Annotated in this window: 17 protein-coding genes, 3 pseudogenes and 2 other annotated features; of the genes and pseudogenes, 17 read left to right on the top strand and 3 right to left on the bottom strand. The window is 34.6% G+C overall.

The window, feature by feature from the left end:
• Nucleotides 1-390: 390 nt before the first annotated feature.
• Nucleotides 391-1,707: an enterotoxin EntFM gene (gene entFM / locus BPMYX0001_RS08705; RefSeq protein ID WP_006094561.1), complete on the top strand. Its 1,317-nt coding sequence runs from the start codon at nt 391-393 to the stop codon at nt 1,705-1,707.
• A gap of 75 nt (nt 1,708-1,782) precedes the next feature.
• Here entFM and BPMYX0001_RS08710 read toward each other — a convergent pair whose 3' ends face one another.
• A complete protein-coding gene (locus BPMYX0001_RS08710; protein WP_003196982.1) occupies nt 1,783-2,541 on the bottom strand; it encodes an alpha/beta fold hydrolase in 759 nt (252 codons plus the stop codon).
• A gap of 269 nt (nt 2,542-2,810) precedes the next feature.
• Here BPMYX0001_RS08710 and BPMYX0001_RS08715 point away from each other — a divergent pair.
• The 6 genes and pseudogenes from BPMYX0001_RS08715 to BPMYX0001_RS08740 form a co-directional block, all read left to right on the top strand.
• Nucleotides 2,811-3,398 (top strand): annotated as a pseudogene (locus tag BPMYX0001_RS08715) (ATP-binding protein); the annotation flags it as partial.
• Nucleotides 3,399-3,585: 187 nt separating this feature from the next.
• Nucleotides 3,586-4,305 (top strand): 3-ketoacyl-ACP reductase, encoded by a 720-nt coding sequence (locus BPMYX0001_RS08720; protein WP_016114516.1) that lies wholly within the window; start codon nt 3,586-3,588, stop codon nt 4,303-4,305.
• Nucleotides 4,306-4,450: 145 nt separating this feature from the next.
• Nucleotides 4,451-5,125 (top strand): annotated as a pseudogene (locus tag BPMYX0001_RS29335) (O-methyltransferase).
• Between the two features lie 155 nt (nt 5,126-5,280).
• Nucleotides 5,281-6,153, top strand: coding sequence for an aminoglycoside 6-adenylyltransferase (locus BPMYX0001_RS08730; protein ID WP_006094565.1), 873 nt, complete (start codon nt 5,281-5,283; stop codon nt 6,151-6,153).
• Nucleotides 6,154-6,278: 125 nt separating this feature from the next.
• Nucleotides 6,279-7,124: a peptidoglycan-N-acetylglucosamine deacetylase gene (locus BPMYX0001_RS08735; RefSeq protein WP_006094566.1), complete on the top strand. Its 846-nt coding sequence runs from the start codon at nt 6,279-6,281 to the stop codon at nt 7,122-7,124.
• Between the two features lie 181 nt (nt 7,125-7,305).
• Nucleotides 7,306-7,650 carry an SdpI family protein gene (locus BPMYX0001_RS08740; RefSeq protein ID WP_006094567.1) on the top strand — a complete coding sequence of 115 codons (345 nt, stop codon included), beginning with the start codon at nt 7,306-7,308 and terminating at the stop codon, nt 7,648-7,650.
• A gap of 89 nt (nt 7,651-7,739) precedes the next feature.
• Here the strand turns inward: BPMYX0001_RS08740 and BPMYX0001_RS08745 are convergent, their stop codons facing one another.
• Nucleotides 7,740-8,354 carry an NUDIX hydrolase gene (locus BPMYX0001_RS08745; protein WP_006094568.1) on the bottom strand — a complete coding sequence of 205 codons (615 nt, stop codon included), beginning with the start codon at nt 8,352-8,354 and terminating at the stop codon, nt 7,740-7,742.
• An 89-nt stretch (nt 8,355-8,443) separates the two neighbouring features.
• On the opposite strand from BPMYX0001_RS08745, the gene BPMYX0001_RS08750 reads away from it, so the two are divergent.
• The 10 genes from BPMYX0001_RS08750 (at nt 8,444) to BPMYX0001_RS08795 (ending at nt 21,226) form a co-directional block, all read left to right on the top strand.
• Complete coding sequence (locus BPMYX0001_RS08750; protein ID WP_003196998.1) at nt 8,444-9,082, top strand: pyridoxamine 5'-phosphate oxidase family protein; 639 nt, start codon at nt 8,444-8,446, stop codon at nt 9,080-9,082.
• A gap of 473 nt (nt 9,083-9,555) precedes the next feature.
• Nucleotides 9,556-9,789 (top strand) — a binding site (T-box leader).
• Nucleotides 9,790-9,904: 115 nt separating this feature from the next.
• Nucleotides 9,905-10,138 (top strand) — a binding site (T-box leader).
• A gap of 156 nt (nt 10,139-10,294) precedes the next feature.
• Nucleotides 10,295-11,590 (top strand): homoserine dehydrogenase, encoded by a 1,296-nt coding sequence (locus BPMYX0001_RS08755; protein WP_006094569.1) that lies wholly within the window; start codon nt 10,295-10,297, stop codon nt 11,588-11,590.
• Nucleotides 11,583-12,641: a threonine synthase gene (gene thrC / locus BPMYX0001_RS08760; protein WP_016114538.1), complete on the top strand. Its 1,059-nt coding sequence runs from the start codon at nt 11,583-11,585 to the stop codon at nt 12,639-12,641. Before BPMYX0001_RS08755 ends, thrC begins: the two co-directional genes overlap by 8 nt.
• Nucleotides 12,638-13,552, top strand: coding sequence for a homoserine kinase (gene thrB, locus BPMYX0001_RS08765; protein WP_018781346.1), 915 nt, complete (start codon nt 12,638-12,640; stop codon nt 13,550-13,552). Before thrC ends, thrB begins: the two co-directional genes overlap by 4 nt.
• 184 nt (nt 13,553-13,736) lie before the next feature.
• Nucleotides 13,737-16,046 carry a glycoside hydrolase gene (locus tag BPMYX0001_RS08770; RefSeq protein ID WP_018781345.1) on the top strand — a complete coding sequence of 770 codons (2,310 nt, stop codon included), beginning with the start codon at nt 13,737-13,739 and terminating at the stop codon, nt 16,044-16,046.
• A gap of 273 nt (nt 16,047-16,319) precedes the next feature.
• Nucleotides 16,320-17,318 (top strand): LCP family protein, encoded by a 999-nt coding sequence (locus BPMYX0001_RS08775; protein WP_003197007.1) that lies wholly within the window; start codon nt 16,320-16,322, stop codon nt 17,316-17,318.
• 277 nt (nt 17,319-17,595) lie between these two features.
• Nucleotides 17,596-18,417 (top strand): peptidoglycan-N-acetylglucosamine deacetylase, encoded by an 822-nt coding sequence (locus BPMYX0001_RS08780; RefSeq protein ID WP_018781344.1) that lies wholly within the window; start codon nt 17,596-17,598, stop codon nt 18,415-18,417.
• A 17-nt stretch (nt 18,418-18,434) separates the two neighbouring features.
• Nucleotides 18,435-19,091, top strand: coding sequence for a YkyA family protein (locus tag BPMYX0001_RS08785; RefSeq protein WP_006094574.1), 657 nt, complete (start codon nt 18,435-18,437; stop codon nt 19,089-19,091).
• A gap of 449 nt (nt 19,092-19,540) precedes the next feature.
• Nucleotides 19,541-20,218: an MgtC/SapB family protein gene (locus BPMYX0001_RS08790; protein WP_003197014.1), complete on the top strand. Its 678-nt coding sequence runs from the start codon at nt 19,541-19,543 to the stop codon at nt 20,216-20,218.
• A 474-nt stretch (nt 20,219-20,692) separates the two neighbouring features.
• On the top strand, nt 20,693-21,226 hold the full coding sequence (locus BPMYX0001_RS08795) for a GNAT family N-acetyltransferase (protein WP_006094575.1): 534 nt from the start codon (nt 20,693-20,695) through the stop codon (nt 21,224-21,226).
• A gap of 291 nt (nt 21,227-21,517) precedes the next feature.
• On the opposite strand, the pseudogene BPMYX0001_RS08800 reads toward BPMYX0001_RS08795, so the two are convergent.
• Nucleotides 21,518-21,857 (bottom strand): annotated as a pseudogene (locus BPMYX0001_RS08800) (IS200/IS605 family accessory protein TnpB-related protein); the annotation flags it as partial.

Here is a 21,857-nt window from a genome sequence, read left to right on the forward strand (position 1 = left end):
TATATAGTTGATAAATGGCGGAATTTTTGTAATGATAAGAAGGTGACTCATGAAAAGAACTATTTTGTAAGACCAGTAGAAAAACCAATTGTTTACTTAGATATCATGATTTTATTAGTGGAGTAAGTAAAGAATGGATACTACTAGAAGCTTTGATTCGTTTTGTAATAGAAAAAATTAAATGTTTTATTACGAAAACGCTGTATATGAAGCTGGAATTCACATGAAGTTCACGTGAAGTTCACATTGATAATTTAAAATAGTTGACGTGTGAAAAAGAAAGCCCTTGTATAAAAATGGAATTTAACATGAAATCATTTCCAATGTTTTGGTAGGATATTAAAATCATTTTTTTAAGAGGGTAGTAGGGAAAGGGAGTTAATACAACTTATGAAAAAAGTACTAGCAGGTTTAGCGGCAGCTTCTGTAGCCGGCGCAGTAGTTCCTGGAATGGATGCTGCTCACGCACAAGTTTCAACAGACGCGCTAAAAGAAATCGATGGACAAACACAAAAACAAACACAAACAGTTGATCCGAAAGTAACTGAAACACAAACAGTAGAGAAAAAATCTGACATTAAATACACAGTAACAGCTGATGTATTGAATGTACGTACAGGTCCTGGTACAGGAAATGATATTATTTCTAAAGTACAAGAAGGACAAGTTCTACAAGTAACTGGTGAAGAAAATGGTTGGTTTAAAGTAAATGTAAACGGTAAAACTGGCTATGTAAGCAGTGATTTTGTAACAACTGGTGAGAAAACAGGAACTGCTGTTCAACAAGGAACAGGTAACTATACGGTAAACGTTTCTTCACTTAATGTACGTACAGGTCCTAGTGCTTCTCATACAGTTGTAGGTACTGTAGGCAAAGGACAAACTGTACAAGTTGTCGGTGAAGTACAAGACTGGTTTAAAATTAACCACAACGGCGGAACTGGCTATGTAAGTAAAGACTTTGTAACAAAAGGCGGTACAACTACAAATGTAAGTACGGAAACAGAAAAGCCAAACAACAATGAAATGACAATCCGAAAAGACGGCTCATATGTTGTTGATACAGGAGCTTTACGTGTACGTACAGGCCCGGCTACATATAATGCTGTAATTGGTGGCGTAGTACAAGGCCAAACATTACAAGTTATTGGTGGAGAAAACGGTTGGTATAAAATTAACCACCAAGGAAGAACTGGCTATGTAAGTGCAGACCATGTTAAGTTTGTAAAAGGTGGTACAGCAAATGTAACTACGCCTTCTCGTCCAGCTACTGGCGGTGAGCAAGGAAATACACAAACAGAAAAACCACAAACAGAAAAACCGACAACACCATCTGCTAATGGCTCATCAATTGTGTCTATTGCACAATCGCTAAATGGTTCACCATATGTATATGGTGGTACAACACCATCTGGTTTTGACTGCAGTGGCTACGTTTACTACGTATTAAATAAAGCAGGTCATTCTGGTGGACGTCAAACTGTTGCTGGCTACTGGAGCAGCAAGACGCATACTAGTAATCCACAACCAGGTGATTTAGTATACTTTAAAGATACTACTGGTGCTGGTGCAGGTATGACTCATATGGGTATTTACTTAGGAAATGGTCAGTTCATCAGTGCAGAAACTGAAAAAACTGGTGTAAGAATTAGCTCAGTAAATAACTCTTACTGGAGTAAGCATCTAGCAGGTTACACAAAAGCATAATAAGAACCGTATTCTTACATATTATAAGAAAAAGCTTTCTAGGAAACTAGAAAGCTTTTTCTGTTTTAGATGTCTTTATGCGTCCAGTAAAAATTTGGAATATAAATCATGGAAGTAGCTAGGACGGAATAAGTTTGCGGCATGGCCGGCTAGTGGAATTTCTTTATATAAAACGTTTGGAAGAATGGATTTTAAATCAAATAAACAGGATTTATAGAGATGATCGTGTTCACCCATTACCCATAGAATAGGTTGTGATAGTTCTCGTAGTCGAGATTTTAAATCGAATTCTAGACGGTGTTTGAGCGATTCGACAATAATCGATGAATGCAATTGTAATCCAAACCGATAATAAATGTTTTTTGAAATAACCGCAAAAGGACTTGCTTTTAGTATACCACTTGGGAAAATTGTACTCGCATATTGATAAAGCCAAGTGGAATATTCATTTTCACGGTTGTCCCAAAACTTTCGAAAGACGTTATATAAAAGGGAGGGATTATTGTAATGACCTCCAATATGACAAAGACTTAATACTTTCTCTGGATATTTGTGAGCGAATATAGTGGCAATGTAACAGCCATAGCTTAGGGCACAAATATGAGCTTGCTGGATACCTTCTTTCTCATACAGGTCTGATAATTGCTGTACTAATCGATCTAAAGAAAAGTCTATTGCTTGCCCTTTGTCTTCACCATGACCTAGTAAATCATACGTTATAATATTGTAAGAAGGAGAAAATCGTTTATATTCTTTTTTGAAGGCACGACGATTTCCGACTAATCCATGAATGAATATAATGGTCTTTTTTTCAGAATTCTTTTTTGCTTGCACGGTATACCCCTTTCGGTGAATGAAGATTAGTGAGATGCGTATGCTATGAAAATATATATTTTTATAGTTATATATGGGTAATCATTCTAAATTCTTTTTGCGTAGACTATAGAATGGTAATTTTTTATTTTTTTATTAAGTACCAGGTAATAATATCAGATGATTATATCTGTTGTAAAGATAAGATTTGATGTGTTTTATTACCAAATCAGTAGATTAATCGTTTGACGGTTTACATTCATATCGTATTCTAATTTTAGAAATAACCGTTTGGTTTGAAAGAAGGCAAGGTTCAAGCTTTAATTACACCAGTTATGTCATTTGTTTTAATGGCGTTACTTGTCATTATTGTAGGATATGGTGGAATGCGAGTTTCTAGTGAAGCATTAACAATTGGAGAACTTGTGGCATTTATTTTATATTTAATGCAAATTGTTATGCCAATGAGTCAACTTTCTATGTTCTTTACACAATTCCAAAAGGCAATTGGCGCAACGGAACGCATTAATACAATTTTAGAATATGAAGTGGAACATCATATAGAAGGTGAAAATGTGGATTTTGAATATAACGAGGAAGAGAAAGTACTACAAAATATTCAATTTACGATTGAATCAAGAAAAGTGACTGCAATTGTAGGTCCAAGTGGTAGTGGGAAAACGACATTGTTTTCTTTATTAGAACGTTTTTATAAAGCTGATTCATCACGAAATCGTGCACATGGAGGTAGTGGTTTAGGATTGGCAATTGTGAAGAAAATGATTGATCTTCATAAGGGAGAGACCCGGATAGAGAGTGTAGTTGGAAAGGGAACGGAATTTATCGTTTTGATTCCTGGGAGTAAACATAGCACTTGAAAATAGAGAAGTGGGGGCAGAGGAAACTGTCTCTTACTTCTCTATTTGTTTAGTAAGAAATAAAAAAAATTATAGGTTACCTAGAAGTAACCTACGCACATCAAAGTGCATAATTGCATTTAGGATGATATACATATAGAATTCATGGTATGAAAAAGCAACTTAGAATGATTGAGGAGTGTTATATTTGGCAGAATTATTACAAGGAAAAAATGCATTAATTACAGGAGCAGGAAGAGGGATTGGCCGTGCTGTGGCAATTGCTTTAGCAAAAGAAGGTGTGAACGTTGGTCTTTTAGCACGCTCAGAAGAAAACTTAAAAGCAGTTGCGAAGGAAGTAGAAGCAGAAGGTGTAAAAGCTGTTATTGCTACTGCTGATGTATCTTCATATGAAGAAGTTACTACTGCTATTGAAACATTAAAAAAAGGATTAGGTTCTATTGATATTTTAATTAATAATGCGGGTATTTCTAAGTTTGGCAAATTCTTAGAATTAGATGTTGCTGATTGGGAAAAAATCATCCAAGTAAACTTAATGGGTGTATATTACGCAACTCGCGCAGCGCTACCAAGCATGATTGAACAACAGTCTGGTGACATTATTAATATTTCATCAACAGCAGGACAAAAAGGTGCACCAGTAACAAGTGCATACAGTGCTTCTAAATTTGGTGTTCTTGGTTTAACAGAATCGTTAGCAATGGAAGTACGTAAACACAACATTCGTGTAACAGCTTTAACACCAAGTACTGTTGCAACTGATATGGCGGTAGAATTAGGATTAACAGATGGTAACCCTGAGAAAGTCATGCAAGCAGAAGATATCGCTGAGTTTATCGTAGCGCAGCTGAAATTAAATAAACGTACATTTATTAAATCTGCAGGACTTTGGTCTACTAATCCGTAAGAAGTTGTATATGAATAAAAAAGATTTGGTTTAAAGCCAAATCCTTTTTATTTATTTCTTTTTAATTCTGAATTTTACGAACTGTAATGAGGGATGAAAGTTATTGAAGGATTATCCTATACAATTCGAAGGGAATGGTATTTACGTGAATAATATTGATAAATGGAAAGCTGTTGATCATTTTATTACGGATTTACTTATACCAACTGATTCTATTCTTGAAGAGGTACTTCAAGTAAATGCTGAAGCTAATTTGCCAGCACATGATGTTTCGCCAACTCAAGGGAAGTTCTTACAATTGCTCGTGCAAATTCAAGGTGCACGAAATATTTTAGAAATTGGTACTTTAGGTGGATATAGTACAATATGGCTTGCAAGGGCGTTGCCAACAGATGGTCGTCTTATCACGCTTGAAGCAAGTGAAAAGTATGCTGAAATTGCCCGTGCTAATATCAAACGAGCTAATTTGAGTTAAGTGGTTCATGTGCGTACTGGAATGGCAATAGATTCGTTGCAGCAAATGGCTACTGAAAACTGTGAGCCGTTTGATCTTATTTTCATTGATGCTGATAAACAAAACAACCCTGCATATTTTGAATGGGCTCTTAAACTTTCGAGGTGTGGTAGTTTAATTATTGGTGATAATGTAGTGCGCGATGGTGAGGTGGTCAATGGTTTAAATGAAGACGCTCGTGTACAGGGGATACGACGTTTTTATGAACGAATTGCTGCTGAACCGCGTGTTACTGCTACTGTGATCCAAACTGTAGGGAGTAAGGGGTATGATGGATTTGTAATTGCGCTTGTAACAGAAGGATGAGGTCTAGATGCCAATTATAGATCTACTAGACTAGGAGGGGGAAATAAAAAATGTTTGATATGTTATAACATGGATGGAAAACAGGGAACTCTTCTCGTGCTCCTCCAAAATGAATGCAGTACAATGCACTAATAAAATTTGGAGGCTATAAAAATATGAGAAGTGAAAAAGAAATGATGTGTTTAATATTAAATGCAGCAAGAGAAGATGAGCGTATTCGCGCAGTGATTATGAATGGTTCTCGTGTGAATCCGAATGTGAAGAGAGATTGTTTTCAAGATTACGATATTGTATATGTTGTGAAAGATATACAGTCATTCACATCTGATCACAGTTGGATAAATAGATTTGGAAAAATAATGATTGTACAAATGCCAGAAGAAAGCACTTTAGTTCCACCCGAAGAGGATGGAAGCTTTCCTTATTTGATGCAGTTTATAGACGGGAATCGAATCGATTTGACTTTAGTTTCAGTAGAATTAATACATGAAATTCTTGGTGGAGATAGTTTGAGTGTACTTCTTTTTGATAAAGATGGTGCTATTGAGCCATTTCCACCAGCAAATGATTCGGATTACTGTATAAAAAGGCCAACAGCAAAAGAATTTGCAGATTGCTGTAATGAGTTTTGGTGGTGTAGTACAAATGTAGCAAAAGGGTTGTGGAGAGAAGAACTTCCTTATGTAAAAGGAATGCTTGAAGGTCCTATTCGAAATATGCTGATGCAAATGCTAGAATGGCATATTGGGATAAAAACAAATTTTACAGTAAACGCCGGAAAGTTTGGGAAGTATTTTGAACAATATCTTGAGGATGATTTGTGGAAACAATATATAGAGACATTTTCAAATGCAGATTATGAGAATATTTGGAAGTCGTTCTTTGTAATGGGGGATTTATTTAGGGAAACTGCAATCGGAATTGCTAGATATTTTAGTTTTGAATATCCACAAGGTGACGATGCTAGAGTAACAAGCTATCTAAAACATGTGAGATCTTTACCAAAAGATAGTCAAACAATTTATTAAGTATATGATAGATAGAAATAAGACCATTCCAAAATGGGACGGTCTTATTTCTGTTCAGGAACATGAATCATCCTGACAAAATAAGAATGAACTGCATATAAAATTTTAGGGAGGTTTTATTAATTATGTATTATTTTTATCCATCAGAGATACTAACTCCTTTTCAATGGGTTTCAGAACGTAATACGCCTTTATATAATATGTATTCTTATTTGCCATACTCAAATGTATTTTATTATCAAAACTATTTGAGTGTAACGCCTGATTTGCTAAATGCTGGTTTGAAGAATGAGGTTCAAGGTGCAGAAGAAGATAGAGGCTCGTGGACACCTTTTTCTTGGGTTGAAAAATATGCTTATGCATTTTCTGGTCCATATAATAAAGCGGAAGTTGCCCTTACATTTGATGATGGACCAGACTTTGTATTTACTCCGCAAATACTAGATAAGTTAAAAAATTATGGTGTGAAAGCTACTTTTTTTCTTCTTGGTGAAAATGCAGAAAGATATCCTGATGTAGTAAAACGAATTGCAAATGAGGGTCATACTGTTGGGAATCATACGTATAACCACCCAAATTTAGTTAAAGTAAGTGATGAAGAATATCGTAATCAAATTGTAAGAACGGAAGAGATATTGCAGAAGTTGATAGGGTATGCACCAAAGTTTATACGTCCGCCTTATGGTGAAATACGTGAAAAACAATTAGAGTGGGCGACAGAACAGAATTTTATGACTGTACAATGGAGTGTAGATACAGTTGATTGGAAAGGAGTAAGTGCAGAGCAGGTTACAAATACTGTGTTAGGGAATGCGTTTCCAGGAAGTGTTATACTCCAGCATTCTACACCGGGAGGACATTTGCAAGGATCTGTGGATGCGCTAGATCGAATCATTACTGAACTGAAAGCGAAAGGGTCACGTTTCGTGACGCTTCCTAACATGTTTCATACGTCGAAACAGAGAAAGTAAATGACCGATAAGGTGGACCTATAAATATAAAATACTGTATTCAGCTTGTACATCATTTAAACAAGAGTGGTGTATTTTTGTTTTTGGAAAATATAGGTTTTCGATTGGTTTTTGTTGTATAATAAAACTATAAACTGACAAATAAGTTTGAAAATATGTGTGTGGATGTGGAGGGAATAAGATGACATATGCGCTTGTAAATATAGGAATGAGCTTGTTAATCGGTATTATATTTATACTATCCGCACTCATATTGCAAAAAAATCCACCAACAGATATTAACGCAGTATACGGATATCGAACAAAGCGATCAATGAAAAATAAAGATTTGTGGGATGTTGGAAATCAATATAGCGCTGAAGTTATGAAACAAAATGGACTTTTAATGATTTTAATAGGAAGTTTAATCGGATTGCTATTTTGGTACCCACATACAATGATTGCTATTTTAATCCTTATGATAGTATTAATCATTCGTTTGTTTATACGGGTGGAGAAGAAATTAAAGGTACTGGAGAAACAATAAACTTTACTTGTGAAATTTTCAAGCTGTTCTATTAAGGAAGTACAAATAGTTTTGACCCCTGCACTATTTAAGTGGGGGTCAATTAAATTTTAGAAGTTATTGATTTTTAGCATATCTCGTCCTTTTTCTACGACAAATTCATAATATTCAAGCTCATATGGATAAATATCTTCAAATGTTATTGTAATAGATTTAGCGCTTTTGTTTAAAACTGGAATGCCTGTTGTAGATGAGATTTCTCCTTTTAAAAGCTGTAAAAAAGAAGTCGCATTTACTTTCATTACATCTTCAACTTCATCACCTGGAGCAAATGGAAGTGGTTTTGTAACAGCATGAAAATACATATGACACATTTCACGGTCAATGAAATGCGGGATTTCATGGTTGATTTTAAAAATGCCTTTGTACTCTAAATCAGTAGCTTGAAAGGAAAGTCCTAATTCCTCTTTTACTTCACGAAGACCCCCTATTCGTATATCTTCATCATGCATAATATGTCCCGCTGATGTAATATCCCATTTTCCTGGGAAATCTTTCTTGTTTTTAGCACGTAATTGGAAGTGTAGAAAGATGTCTTCATTATCTTTTTCTACAAACCAACAATGGAATGTTTCGTGCCAATCACCGTCACGATGTACATCATCACGTAGTTTTTTTCCAATTTTGTTTCCTTCTGTATCAAATATCGTTAACCATTCTGCCATTGATATTCCCCTTTCTGCATAGTTTATTATACAATGAATGTATGTAATTTTGGGAAAATAACGATAATTAAGTAGGGAGTGTATATGGAATGGGACTAGGCGAGAAAAAAATAAATTCGCTCATTTCAACAGAAGAAGAATTACGTCTTATTTTAGGATATCCAAGTGAACGCGCGGTGAAAAAAGTGATCCCATCACTCGATTATCATTGTCGTGAATTTCTATCTAAGTCTCCTTTTCTAGTAATATCTACTTCAGATGAATTTGGTCATTGTGATGCATCACCAAGAGGGGATGCACCTGGATTTGTATATGTTTTAAATGAAAATCAAATTGTAATTCCAGAAAGACCGGGGAATCGGAGAGTGGATTCTATCCTTAATATTTTATCTAACTCACGGGTGGGACTTATCTTTTTTATTCCAGGGCTTGGAGAATCATTACGGATAAATGGGCGTGCAACTATCACAAAAGACGAAGAGATTTTAGAGAAAATGCAAGTAAGGGGTCGCAATCCACTTCTCGGAATCGTTGTAAAAATAGAGGAGTGTTTCATCCATTGTGCAAAAGCATTTATACGTTCTGAATTATGGAATCCAGATTCTTGGTTAGAAAAAGAAGCATTACCATCAGCAGCAAAAATGCTTGCTGATCATGCAAAAGTAAATGCAAATGAAGAAGAAGTCGCACGTTCTTTAGAAGAAAGTTATACAAAAAGATTATATTGAAAATATTGCATAGTACATTGATTGATAAAATATATAAATATAATTAATGATTTAGGAATCTAAAGAGCATTCATTCTATTGGTAATCAGTATTTAAAATCAAAAGCATAATTGTTTTACTTGATATTTTTATCCCGCATTAACGGGCAGTAAGACCCCCACCTCAAAATTTGGAAAAGCAAAGAAGTTAGAAGGGGGATGAACTGCCCGTAAAAGCCCGATTGGTGAGGGCTAATAATCAGTGGGGGATGAAGAAAACCCCCACTGATTAAAGTTTCACTTTATGTGAATTCCAATTTTAAAAAGGTAATTATGTGGGTTTAATCATTTTTTTAGTAGTTTAAATTATTATCTTGAAATAAGTTATAAAAGTGTAATTATCTTGTGGAAAATAAAAGGTATAATTTTTTTCTCAAAAATGGGATTGATTTTTCAAATTTTCGTAATTATAATAATTTAACAAATAGACATGAACGAAAAGTAAGGATAAGGACATGAGATAATTTTTACGGTTTACAGAGAGGGAAGCCAAAGGCTGTGAGCTTCCTAACACGGGGAATTCTCTTACCACCTTTGAGCTTCAATAGTGAACGAGTAATCTAGTAATTATTGACGGTCTCAGCCGTTATCTGATCTTGAGCAATCCGAGGTGAATGTATATTTGGATTGGAACAAGGGTGGAACCACGAAAACACATTCGTCCCTTTTATAGGGATGAGTGTGTTTTTTTATACAAAGTTAATATTCGAAAATTAAAAATATAAAAAATATTCCTTGCTTTTGTATGATATGTACGTATAATAATTTAACAAATAGATATGAACGAAAAGTAGTGATAAGGACATGAGATAATTTTTACGGTTTGCAGAGAGGGAGGCCAAAGGCTGTGAGCTTCCTAACACGAGAAATAATCTTACCACCTTTGAACTTCAATAGTGAACGAGTAATCTAGTAATTATTGACGGTTTCAGCCGTTATCTGATCTTGAGCAATCCGAAGCGAATGTATATTTGGATTGGAACAAGGGTGGAACCACGAAAACACATTCGTCCCTTTTATAGGGATGAGTGTGTTTTTTTTATAAAATGTATTACTGAATTGAAAGGAGGTGCAGTGGAGTGAAACGAGTGATCCGAACGAGAATCACCATTAACTGCGCAAATAGGAAGAAGATAATGGTCAAGTAGTTTAAAAAATAGGAGGAGATTAAAAAATGAGCAATGTAGTACATGTTGGAGTATTAGGACTTGGAACAGTAGGGAGCGGTGTCGTTCATATTTTGGAAGGTCACAAGGAGAAAATAAGTCTTGATACAGGATATGAAGTAAAGGTAAAGGCAGTGGCAGTACGTGATGTGGAAAAAGAACGAGATGTTTCAATTGATGGAATCATGATAACAAATGATGCAGATGAAATTTTAGAAGATCCCAATATTGATATCGTAGTAGAGGTGATGGGTGGAATTCAAGAAGCAAAACAGGCTATTATAAGGGCGTTATGTAATAAGAAACATGTCGTAACTGCAAACAAAGATTTAATGGCTGTATACGGTAATGAATTGTTAAAATTAGCGAATGCAAATGGTTGTCAGTTGTATTATGAAGCAAGTGTAGCTGGAGGAATTCCAATTTTAAGAGGACTAGTAGACGGCTTAGCTTCTGATCATATTGAAAAGATTATGGGAATTGTAAATGGCACAACGAATTATATACTAACAAAAATGAGTCAAAATGGTTGGTCGTATGAACAGGCGCTTCAAGAAGCTCAAAAGCTAGGCTTTGCAGAATCAGATCCGTCAGCAGATGTAGATGGACTGGATGCTGCACGAAAGGTAGCTATTCTTGCAAACTTAGGATTTTCGATGAATGTTTCTTTAGATGATGTACATGTTCGAGGTATTCGAAATGTAGAAAAAGAAGATTTAGAAATGGCTGGGAAGCTAGGTTTTACTATGAAGCTAGTCGGGAAAGCGGAGAAGCAAGGTTCAGCTGTTAATTTAAGCGTAGCACCTACTTTATTACCGAGTCAGCATCCATTATCCAGTGTGAATAACGAATTTAACGCTGTATATGTACACGGTCATGCGGTTGGTGAAGTTATGTTTTATGGGCCAGGGGCTGGAAAATTGCCAACAGGATCTGCTGTAGTAAGTGATATTATTTCAATCGTTAAAAATATGAATCAAATAGTGAAAAGTAAAGGTGTGTTAAAAGAGTCAGTGCCTTATACACTAAAAGGGGATGAAGAAGTTGTCTCGAAATATTTTTTACGCATTTTATTACGTGATGAACCAGGGATGTTTCAGGAAATTACAGAATGTTTCGTCAATGAATCGGTTAGCTTAGAAGAAATTGTGCAACTTCCATTAAATCAAGAGCTTGCGGAAATTGTGATTGTGACGCATCAAACTTCAAAGTACCAATTCGAAAAAGTTTTAACATTACTAGAGAATGTAGCAAATGAAATAAAAAGTTATTACGCTATTGAGGAGGAAAAACAATATGTATAAAGGATTATTAAAACAATATGCTTCTTATTTACCAGTGAATGACAATACACCAGATGTAAGCTTGATGGAAGGGAATACACCACTCATTCCACTTCTGAATATTTCTAAAGAATTAGGGATTCATTTGTATGGAAAATATGAAGGTGCTAACCCTACAGGATCTTTTAAAGATAGAGGGATGGTGATGGCAGTTGCGAAAGCGAAAGAAGAAGGATCACAGGCAATTATTTGTGCATCAACAGGTAATACATCAGCAGCGGCAGCGGCATACGCTGCTCGTCTTGGGCTGAAGTGTATTATCGTTATACCAGAAGGGAAAATTGCTCATGGAAAATTAGCACAAGCTATTGCGTATGGAGCAGAGATTATTTCAATTGAAGGAAACTTTGATGACGCACTTCGAGCTGTACGTCAGATTGCAGATGAAGAACCAATTACATTAGTAAACTCTGTTAATCCATATCGAATTGAAGGACAAAAAACAGCTGCGTTTGAAATTTGTGATCAGTTGCAAAAAGCACCAGATGTCCTTGCTATTCCGGTTGGAAATGCAGGGAATATTACGGCATACTGGAAAGGTTTTTGTGAATATGAGAAAGAAAAGGGATTCAAGAAACCTAGAATTCACGGTTTTGAAGCCGAAGGAGCAGCTGCAATTGTAAAAGGTCATGTCATTGATTCACCCGAAACAATCGCAACTGCAATTCGTATTGGTAATCCAGCAAGCTGGTCCTATGCTGTAGAAGCAGCAGAGCAATCAAACGGTGAAATTGATATGGTATCAGACGAAGAAATCTTAAGTGCCTATCAGTTGCTAGCAAAAACAGAAGGAGTTTTTGCAGAACCAGGGTCAAGTGCTTCTCTAGCAGGTGTAATTAAACATGTTCAAGCAGGGAAAATCAAAAAGGGAGAGACAGTTGTTGCTGTATTAACAGGAAATGGTTTAAAAGATCCTGATATTGCTATTGCCTCTAATCACTTAGAGATTGCAAGTGTTTCAAACGATATGGAACAAATAAAAGAACATATTAAAGGAGTGATTGTTTCGTGATTCCATTTAAAGTTCGTGTTCCAGCTAGTACGGCAAATGTAGGTCCGGGTTTTGATTCTGTTGGAATAGCATTATCATTATATTTGGAAGTGGCTGTGAAGGAACAATCAGCTCATTGGCATGTTATACATTCATTCGATTCTTCTATCCCAAATGATGAGAGAAACTTAATTGTAAGTACAGCACTTAAAGTATGTCCTTCGTTATCTTCCTATATAATAGAAGTTACTAGTAATATTCCACTTACGCGAGGATTGGGGAGCAGCGCATCAGCGATTGTAGCAGGAATAGAACTTGCCAATGAACTTGGAGAATTACATTTAACAACAGATGAGAAAGTTCATCTTGCTACAAGTTTTGAGGGACACCCTGATAATGTAGCTGCTTCTATTTTAGGAGGTACTGTTATTGGCGCGATGGATGGGAATCATGTATCTGTTGTTAGAATAGAGAGTAAAGAATTAGGTGTAATCTCTCTTATTCCTGATGAAGAATTAAATACAAATAAAAGTCGTTCTGTATTGCCAGAAATATTTCAGTTTCATGATGCTGTTCGTGCAAGTGCAGTCAGCAATGTTTTAGTAGCAGCGTTATGCCAAAAGAAGTGGGAAATTGTTGGTGAAATGATGGAAAGAGATCAATTTCATGAACCATACCGTTCACAGCTTGTTACATTTTTACCCGCAGTTCGGATGTATGCGAAAAAGTTTGGAGCATATGGGACAGCACTTAGTGGGGCTGGTCCATCTCTTTTTATATTGACTCCATATGAAAAACGCGAGGAAGTTGCTGAACAATTAGCAAAAGTATTTCCGGCGATGCAAGTTTGTGAGCTAGAAATTGATCATGAAGGAACAGTTGTGAAAAGGGAACAAAGTGCTGGTAGAACAGAAGAGAAGTATAGTATATAGATAAGGGATTAAAGAAGAGAAGTTTCTTATATAATAGACATAAAGGAGTCGAACTCTTTTCTTGTTTTAGGTTGGTGTAGTAACGACCGTAATACAAGAATTTTGAGACAGGCTTCTTTTTGTATGCTCTTTGCCATATTCCTGTAACAAACCACCTATATATTCAGTGGTGGAGGTGCAGAAGATGAAAAAAATGATGACAATATGTCTTCTTACAACAATGACAATTACGGCTTTGACGGGATGCAATTGGAAACAAAAAAATGTTTCACAGGAATTCAAAGCAAAAAAAGTAACATATAAAGATTTTACGTATGAGGTTAATCCAGAAACGTTTGCTTTAACAATAGACCATGATGGAGTGAAGGAGCAAGCATCACAGCCTTTACCGAAAATGAAAGTATCAAAGTTGAAAAAAGATGATACACATACATCATGGGAATATCCTGATCAGAAAATAAAAGTGAATTTAGAAAAGAAAAAAGATCATGTAGATATTGCGATTGAATCTACAGGTGCAGAAAGCTTTACTTGGCCAAAAGTACAAGCTGAAAATTATACACTTCCTTTATGGGAAGGTAAGTATATTCCGAGCAATGATGAAAATTGGAAGAAATTCTTAAAGGATGAAACGTATTCATTTGCGGAATCATTTTCAATGAAATTTTTTGCGTTAAATGGTTCGAAATATTCCATGGTATTTGTTGCAAACAATATGTTTAATAATGAAGTTGAATTTCATTCTGATCCGAAAATTGGATTTGATTTTACTCATGAATTTCCGAGTATTAACAAAAATAAATCGTACGGTTTTCAACTGTATGTGACTGATAATGATGCGGTAAATATTGCAAAATTGTATAAGAATAATATTGTAGAGAAAGGTGAATTTAAAACATTACAAGAGAAAGCAAAACAAAATAAAGAAGTTGAAAAGTTATACGGAGCAGCTCACTTTTATTTTTGGAATCAAAATGCTTTATCGCAAAGTAATGTAGATTGGCCAAAACTAAGACAACAAATCAATAGTCCTATATTTGGGTGGATGAAAGAACTGATTCAAAAATATAGTAAAGAGCCTGGCGAATTAAATGTATTTGATCAAATTAATAAGCAAGATTTTATTGATAAGTATCAGAAAAATATTGTTTTACGTTATATAAATGAAGTATTGGGAATGAAGGAGTTTTATAAAGAAGATATGTTTCCGAAAGTTGATGATGAGGCAAATCAATTATTGAAAAAAGGCGTAGATCACTTAACTGAAACGGAATTGTATAATTTAAATAAACATTTGTTAAAATCAACACTTGGTGATGCAGTTGAGGATGTTGACAAATGGGGTAGTGCAGATGGAACGAATGTATTAAAAGAGATGGATGAAGCTGGTATTGAACATGCATGGATTGGACTGCCGAACTGGGAACAAGGATTCATTCAACCAGAATTTGTGAAGCTAGCTGAGAAAATAGGATATTTAGTTGGTCCATATGATTCTTATCATTCCATTCATGAAAAAGGAGATAAAAATTGGAATACAGCTTCCTTTAAAGATCCTTCACTATTTGAAGATGCAACGGTTGCCAAAAAAAATGGTGAGAAAATACAAGGATTTCTAGGAAAAGGTCGTAAATTAAATCCGACATTATCTTTGCCTAGTGTGAAAGAACGAGTTAGTGGCATATTAAATAATGGTACCCCATTTAATTCATGGTTTATTGATTGTGACGCCACAGGGGAAATTTATGATGATTATTCTCCAAAACATATTACAACACAAGAACAAGATTTAAAAGCACGTTTAGCACGAATGGATTATATAGCGAAAGAAAAAGGTATGGTTGTTGGCTCTGAGGGTGGAAATGATTTTGCAAGTCAAGTGATTGCTTTTGCACATGGTATTGAAACACCCGTTATTAAATGGGCCGATGAAGATATGAGAAAGAATAAGACAAGTCCATATTATGTTGGGGGTTACTGGTCGCCAAATCAAAATGTTCCAGAAAAGTATGTAAAACAAGTACCAGTGAAGGAAGAATATAAACAAGTGTACTTAAACCCAGTGTATTCAATACCTTTATATAAATTAGTGTACAATGACTCTGTCATTACAACGCATCATTGGGAATGGGGTAGCTTGAAGGTAAAAGATGAAGTCGGAAATCGTATGTTATATGAACTATTGTATAACGTTCCTCCTTTATATCACTTAGATGAAGTTGAATGGAAGAAGCATAAAAATGAAATTACACATCATTTAAAAACATGGGAAGCATTTCATAAAAAAGCAGTAAAAGAAGAGATGACGAATTTTGCATATCTTTCAAAAGACAAACTTGTGCAAACAGCTTCCTATGGAAAGGACATAAAAGTAATTGTAAACTTCTCTGATCAAGATGTAAAAACAGAAGATACAAAAATACCTGCAAAATCGGCTATTATTTTTGACGAAGGTAAGAAAATGATTTACAAACCTGAAATAAATAAACAGTGATAAATGTAGCAGGTTCCCACTGGTATGGTAACGAAAGTGCTAAACTGGTGGGGATTTTTTACTAGTATACAAAATAATTGTAAATTTTTTGAAATTATCATTTGATGTCTTGTTAAAATCCAACACGAGAGTATAATGTGAAATGAAATACATATTGATTTTACTTCTTTATAACGAAACCTTACAAAAATGTAAGGTGAATGAAATGAAATTCAATATGAAGATTGATAGACATGGAGTATACTAGGAAAAGAGAAGGAGAGGAGAATAGACATGAGCTCTGAATTAGAACAAAACACAAGAAGTAAAAAGAAACGTTCTAAAAGAAAATCTGTGAAGTGGTTCATTTTGATTCCATTTTTACTACTCATTTTTGGTGGAGTAGGATATGGTTCGTTTTTATATAATAAAGCAAATGCGGTTGTAAGTGATGCGTATGCAAAAATTGAGAAATCAACTAAACGCGATAAAGAGGTTGAACCGTTAAAAGATAATATTTCTGTTTTAATTATGGGTGTTGATGGAAGTGATATTCGAAAAGGACAATATGGAGAAGCTGTTCGTACGGATGCGCTATTATTGGCAACAATTAATAAAGATGATAAATCAGTAAAATTAGTAAGTATTCCACGTGATTCTCGCGTGTATATTCCATCAAAAAAGAAATTGGATAAAATTACGCATGCCCATGTATTTGGTGGAGTTGAAAGTACACGGGATACAGTAGAGAGATTTTTAAATGTTCCAGTTGACTATTATGTGAAATTTAACTTTGATTCCTTTGTGAAAATTGTAGATTCACTTGGTGGTATTGATGTGGATGTACCAGTTGCATTTACAGAACAAGATAGTAAAGATCAAGCAGGTATGATTCATTTAGAAAAAGGTTACCAACATTTAAACGGAGAGCAAGCTCTTGCGTTAGCACGAACTCGTAAAATTGATAGTGATGCAATGCGTGGTCAAAGACAACAGCTCGTTATTGAAGCAATTGCGAAAAAAGCAATGTCTGTTCAATCGATTAGTAAATTAGGTCCCCTTTTAGATGCAGTTGATAGCAAAATGAAAACAAACTTAACATTTGATGATATGCTTTCCATTACAAGAAATATGGCCGGAACTGATTTACAGATGGAGAAAATGCAAATAGAAGGTACGGATAAACGTATCGGTGGTATTTATTACTACATTCCAAATGAAAAAAATGTGCAAGACATTTCTAAAAAGTTAAATGAACATCTAGGTGTTACGCCAAAAGCAGCACGAAACTAATTGTAAAAGGTTGGCGCCTGGCCAACCTTTTTTGATTTATAATATATATGGGTATTAAATAAATCAAAATATTATTGGAGTTATTTAAAAATGTTTACATATATAATAAAATGCATATATATAGTTAGCGAGGAATTACGAAGTACACGAATTAGGGTAAAACTTCCTTTGTATACAGTTTGTTAATGTTCATTTTAGAAGATTGAAAAGAAATTGAATAGATATACTAATATGAATGGAAGAATTATATAAGATTAATAGAAAGGAATTTAATAGAATGGGAAATGTATTTAATGTAAAAAGCATTGTAGTCACAATAGTGGCTGTTGTTGCGATCGCAGTGGGGTATTTTATGTTTCAATCAGTCACATCACCAGCTAGGGCAGTAGCAAATCAAGCGAATTCTATACAGCTTGCAAGTGAGCAGTCAAAAGTGGAGATGAATAAAACAGCACCAAGTCAATTTAATGGTCAAGTTAGAAAAGTTGCCTACCTTACATTTGATGATGGGCCAGGAAAATATACGGCTGAACTACTTAATATATTAAAACAAAATGATGCGAAAGCAACATTTTTCTTAATCGGTGCAAATGTAAAACAATTTGCAGATTTAGTAAAGCGTGAGAAAGCAGAAGGTCATTATGTGGGTATGCATAGTATGACACATGATTTTAAAAAATTGTATACAAATGGCGAGTATGTGAATGAAATGAAAGAAGATCAAGGCTTAATAGCAAATATTATTGGAGAATTTCCGAAATTAACACGTCCTCCGTACGGTTCTATGCCTGGTTTAAATGAAGCGCTTCGTAATAAAGTAGTAGAAGATGGCTTAAAAGTTTGGGATTGGACGATTGACTCTTTAGATTGGAAATATAATAAAATGCCTGTTGATGCTGCTTCAGCAAAAATTGTTGAAAATGTAATTACGGGTGCAACGAATCCTAAAGAAGTTATCTTAATGCATGATATTCATCCGCAATCTGTTGCAGCAGTACCGGCAATTATAAAAGGGTTAAAAGAAAAAGGTTATGAATTTGAAGCGTATCATGAAGGTGATCACTTCCCGTTGAATTTTTGGCATGACAAACGTATGTAACATAGGAGGAAAAGAAGTTGGGTTATAGAAAATTAGCACTAGTTGGAGCATTATCAGTAGGATTATTATCAGGTTGTTTTGGCGAAAAGCCAGAAGAAAATCTATTTGTTGCATTTGAAAACGCAGCTAAACAAGAAAAGTCATTGTTTGAAGATGCGAAAAAATTAGAGACGTTGGAAAAACAAGGCCAGGAATTATATGCTCAAATTATAAAAGAAGGAAAAGAGCATAATGAAGCTGTTGCCCAAAAATTAGACCAAGCAGTTTTAAATGTGGGCGAGCGTGAAAAAATATTAAAAAATGAAAAAGATGCATTAGAGAAAGCACAGAAAGAGACGAACTCAGTTCAAAGTAATGTAGAGAAAATTGAAGATAAAAAAATACAAAAACAAGCGAAAAAAGTAGAAGAATCTTATAAGAATCGTTATGATGCTTTTCAAAAAATGAACGAAAGCTATGTGAAATCAATGGCGATTGAAAAAGAACTTTATGCGAAGTTAAAAGTAAAAGAAACAAAGTTAAAAGAAATCGGTGAGAAAGTGAAAGCTGTAAATCAATTAACGGAAGAAATGCAAAAAGAAAAAGAGAAGTTTAATGGATATACAAAAGAGTATAATGAAGGAAAACTAGCATTCTATAAGGAAGCGAAAATCAAGGTTAAGGAACAAAAATAAAGTATATAAATCCAAATTAAAAAACCGACATAAATCCTTTCTTTTTAGGGGAGAGAGCATCCGGCCATGCATAGAAGCGGTCAGATCATCTTCTTGCCCTATGCCAAGTGAAAACAGAGAGAGAAAACGAGTGCAAGTCATCTTTTTTCTTCGTAGCAGCGATTTATATGTCGAAAAATCAAAGTGGATTTATATAGTATGATGTTAGGTAATACATAAATTTAAGGTGTAAGGCTCAAATGCGAAAAGGTAATGAAATACCTTAATCAAATAATATAGACAAAAAAGCTGAAAGACATTTAAATTATAATGTTTTTCGGCTTTTTTAACTTGTAGGACAGAAAAGACTGGAAATGAAATTCTAAAAGAGTTATAGTTTAATGTTTAAGGAGAAAAAAGATGTTTAAGAAAAGAAATGATGAACATCATATAAGTAAGGAGAATGAAAAATGACATATGAATTTTTACTCAAATTAGGTTTGGCACTCTTTTTAGGTTTATTTATAGGCATTGACAGGCAACTAAAGAATAAACCACTCGGTGTGAAAACAAGTATGGTCATTTCTGTAGCAAGTTGTTTAATTACGATGGTTTCGATTGAATCTGTGAATGTTTACTCTTCACCAGGACATACAAATATGGACCCAATGCGTTTAGCAGCACAAATTGTAAGTGGTGTTGGTTTCCTTGGAGCAGGTGTAATTTTAAGAAGAAATAATGATGTGATTTCAGGATTAACAACAGCATCAATGGTTTGGGCAGCATCTGCTTTAGGGATTGCAATTGGGGCAGGTTTTTATATACAAGCAATCGTTGCAATGATTCTTATTATATTAGCCATAAATGTATTGCCACACCTTGTTAAAATAGCAGGTCCTTATTCTTTAAGACAAAGGGATTTAGCGATTAAAATTATCGTAAAAGAGCACCGAGAATTAGATGGCATTTTTAAACAAATTAAAAACTTAAACATGCAAGTGAAACGCGTGAAAATTAAAGATATTGATAGTGAATCTCAGCAATTAGAAATGGTTATATTAGCACCTGAAGATTTATATACAACCGAATTATACAGTTCCTTAAAGGAAATTGATCATATTGTTTCGGTTGAGGTTGAAAGTAGATAATTATAAAGTTTAATGAGTGAAACAAGGTTAAATCAAAAAAGGGTGATGAAATTCACCCTTTTTTATTTGAAAAGTATTGTTTTTTTACACTATTATGAGTAGTAATAACCAACCTTCAATTTTAGAAAAAATAAAGAAGTTAAGCGAATGATGAAGAACCTCCCATGATTAAAATTCCACTTTATCAGTAGGGAAAACAAGACCGATTTGTTGTCTAGCCTCCTTCATAATTTTTTTGCTCTAACCTTGAATAAACCGCTGTAAGAGAAAAGTCTTGTAATATACGTGAATCTTTGATAGATCTAGTTGCGATTGTATTTGTTCCAACTATTCCAACTTTAAAATGTTTTTGATATGAATTGCCATAGGAAATTAATTATATAGGGAAGAATGGGAAATATTAAATGATTTGCTTAATTGATATAGATGCTATGTTACCCTTTGGTATAATGAGGGACAAGAGGGGGAGACGAAATGGATATAACAATTAGAAAGGCAACAGAAAAGGATATAAAAGGGATCGCAAAAGTGCATGTTGATAGTTGGAAGATAACATATAAAGGAATAATATATGATGAAATCATAGACAATGCAACGTATGAAAGTCGGGAAAAGCAATGGGAAAATATCTTTAAACAAGCGGTAGGAAATGAATATAGGTATGTGGCAGAAACGTTTGATCAGAAAATTATAGGATTTATTGATGGTGGTCATGAAAGAACAGGAAAGTATAATTGTGACGGAGAACTGTATGCGATTTACTTATTGAAAGAATATCAAGGAAATAAATTAGGAAAGAGATTATTTCAAGAACTTGTGTCAGAATTTATAAAAAATGATATGTCTTCTGTATTAGTATGGGTTGTTTCTAGTAATCCTTCTAAGCTTTTTTATGAAAAATTCAGACCAGAACTTATTGATACAAAATTTTTGGAAAGGTTAGCTGTAGAAGAAACGGCATATTGTTGGAGAAATATTAAAAGTCTGTATAAGAGCTTAACATATTGAACTACCCCCACCTACCTCTATAAGAGCTTGAGGTGGGGGATTCTCCTGTCTCTGTCCTCACAAAAACAGTTCCTCTCGTTCAACAAAGAGGATACAACAATATAGAGTTCGGTAGTGTCTGTATGTAATGTAAGACGACCCATTCTATCTTCCGACGAAAGGTAAACAAAATAGGTACAGCTACTTTGTTCTTATATCGAGGATAGAACACTTTGTCATGCATCCAGTTCCTAGACTTGTTATCTGCTCTGGTAATAAGCGTGAAAATCTGGGACAAAGTGCTCTTTTTTATCATGCAAATAGTTTTGCTAGTTTTTTCTTTTCATTTTCAAACAAGTGTAACCGTTCGATTTGTAAGACTTCTTTCGGTTGATCTACATCGTATAGCTGATAGAAATGATGCGTGCGAATATCCAATCGATTGTTTAATTGATGCCAATGGCTCCAGTGATGTGCGTCTTTCTTTGGAATATAAGGCTGAAGCACCCCAGGTACTTTTTCTTTATACCCTAACCCTCGGCGCCCAATCGTAAAAGCCGCGGATTGATGAATAGAGATGCCGAATTTCCGCATGTATTTCATCTTTCCGGAGATTGAAGTGTAAGCGGGATTCACTTGAAAGACAGCCACA

It is taken from the genome of Bacillus pseudomycoides DSM 12442 (assembly GCF_000161455.1).
Taxonomy (GTDB): Bacteria; Bacillota; Bacilli; order Bacillales; family Bacillaceae_G; genus Bacillus_A; species Bacillus_A pseudomycoides.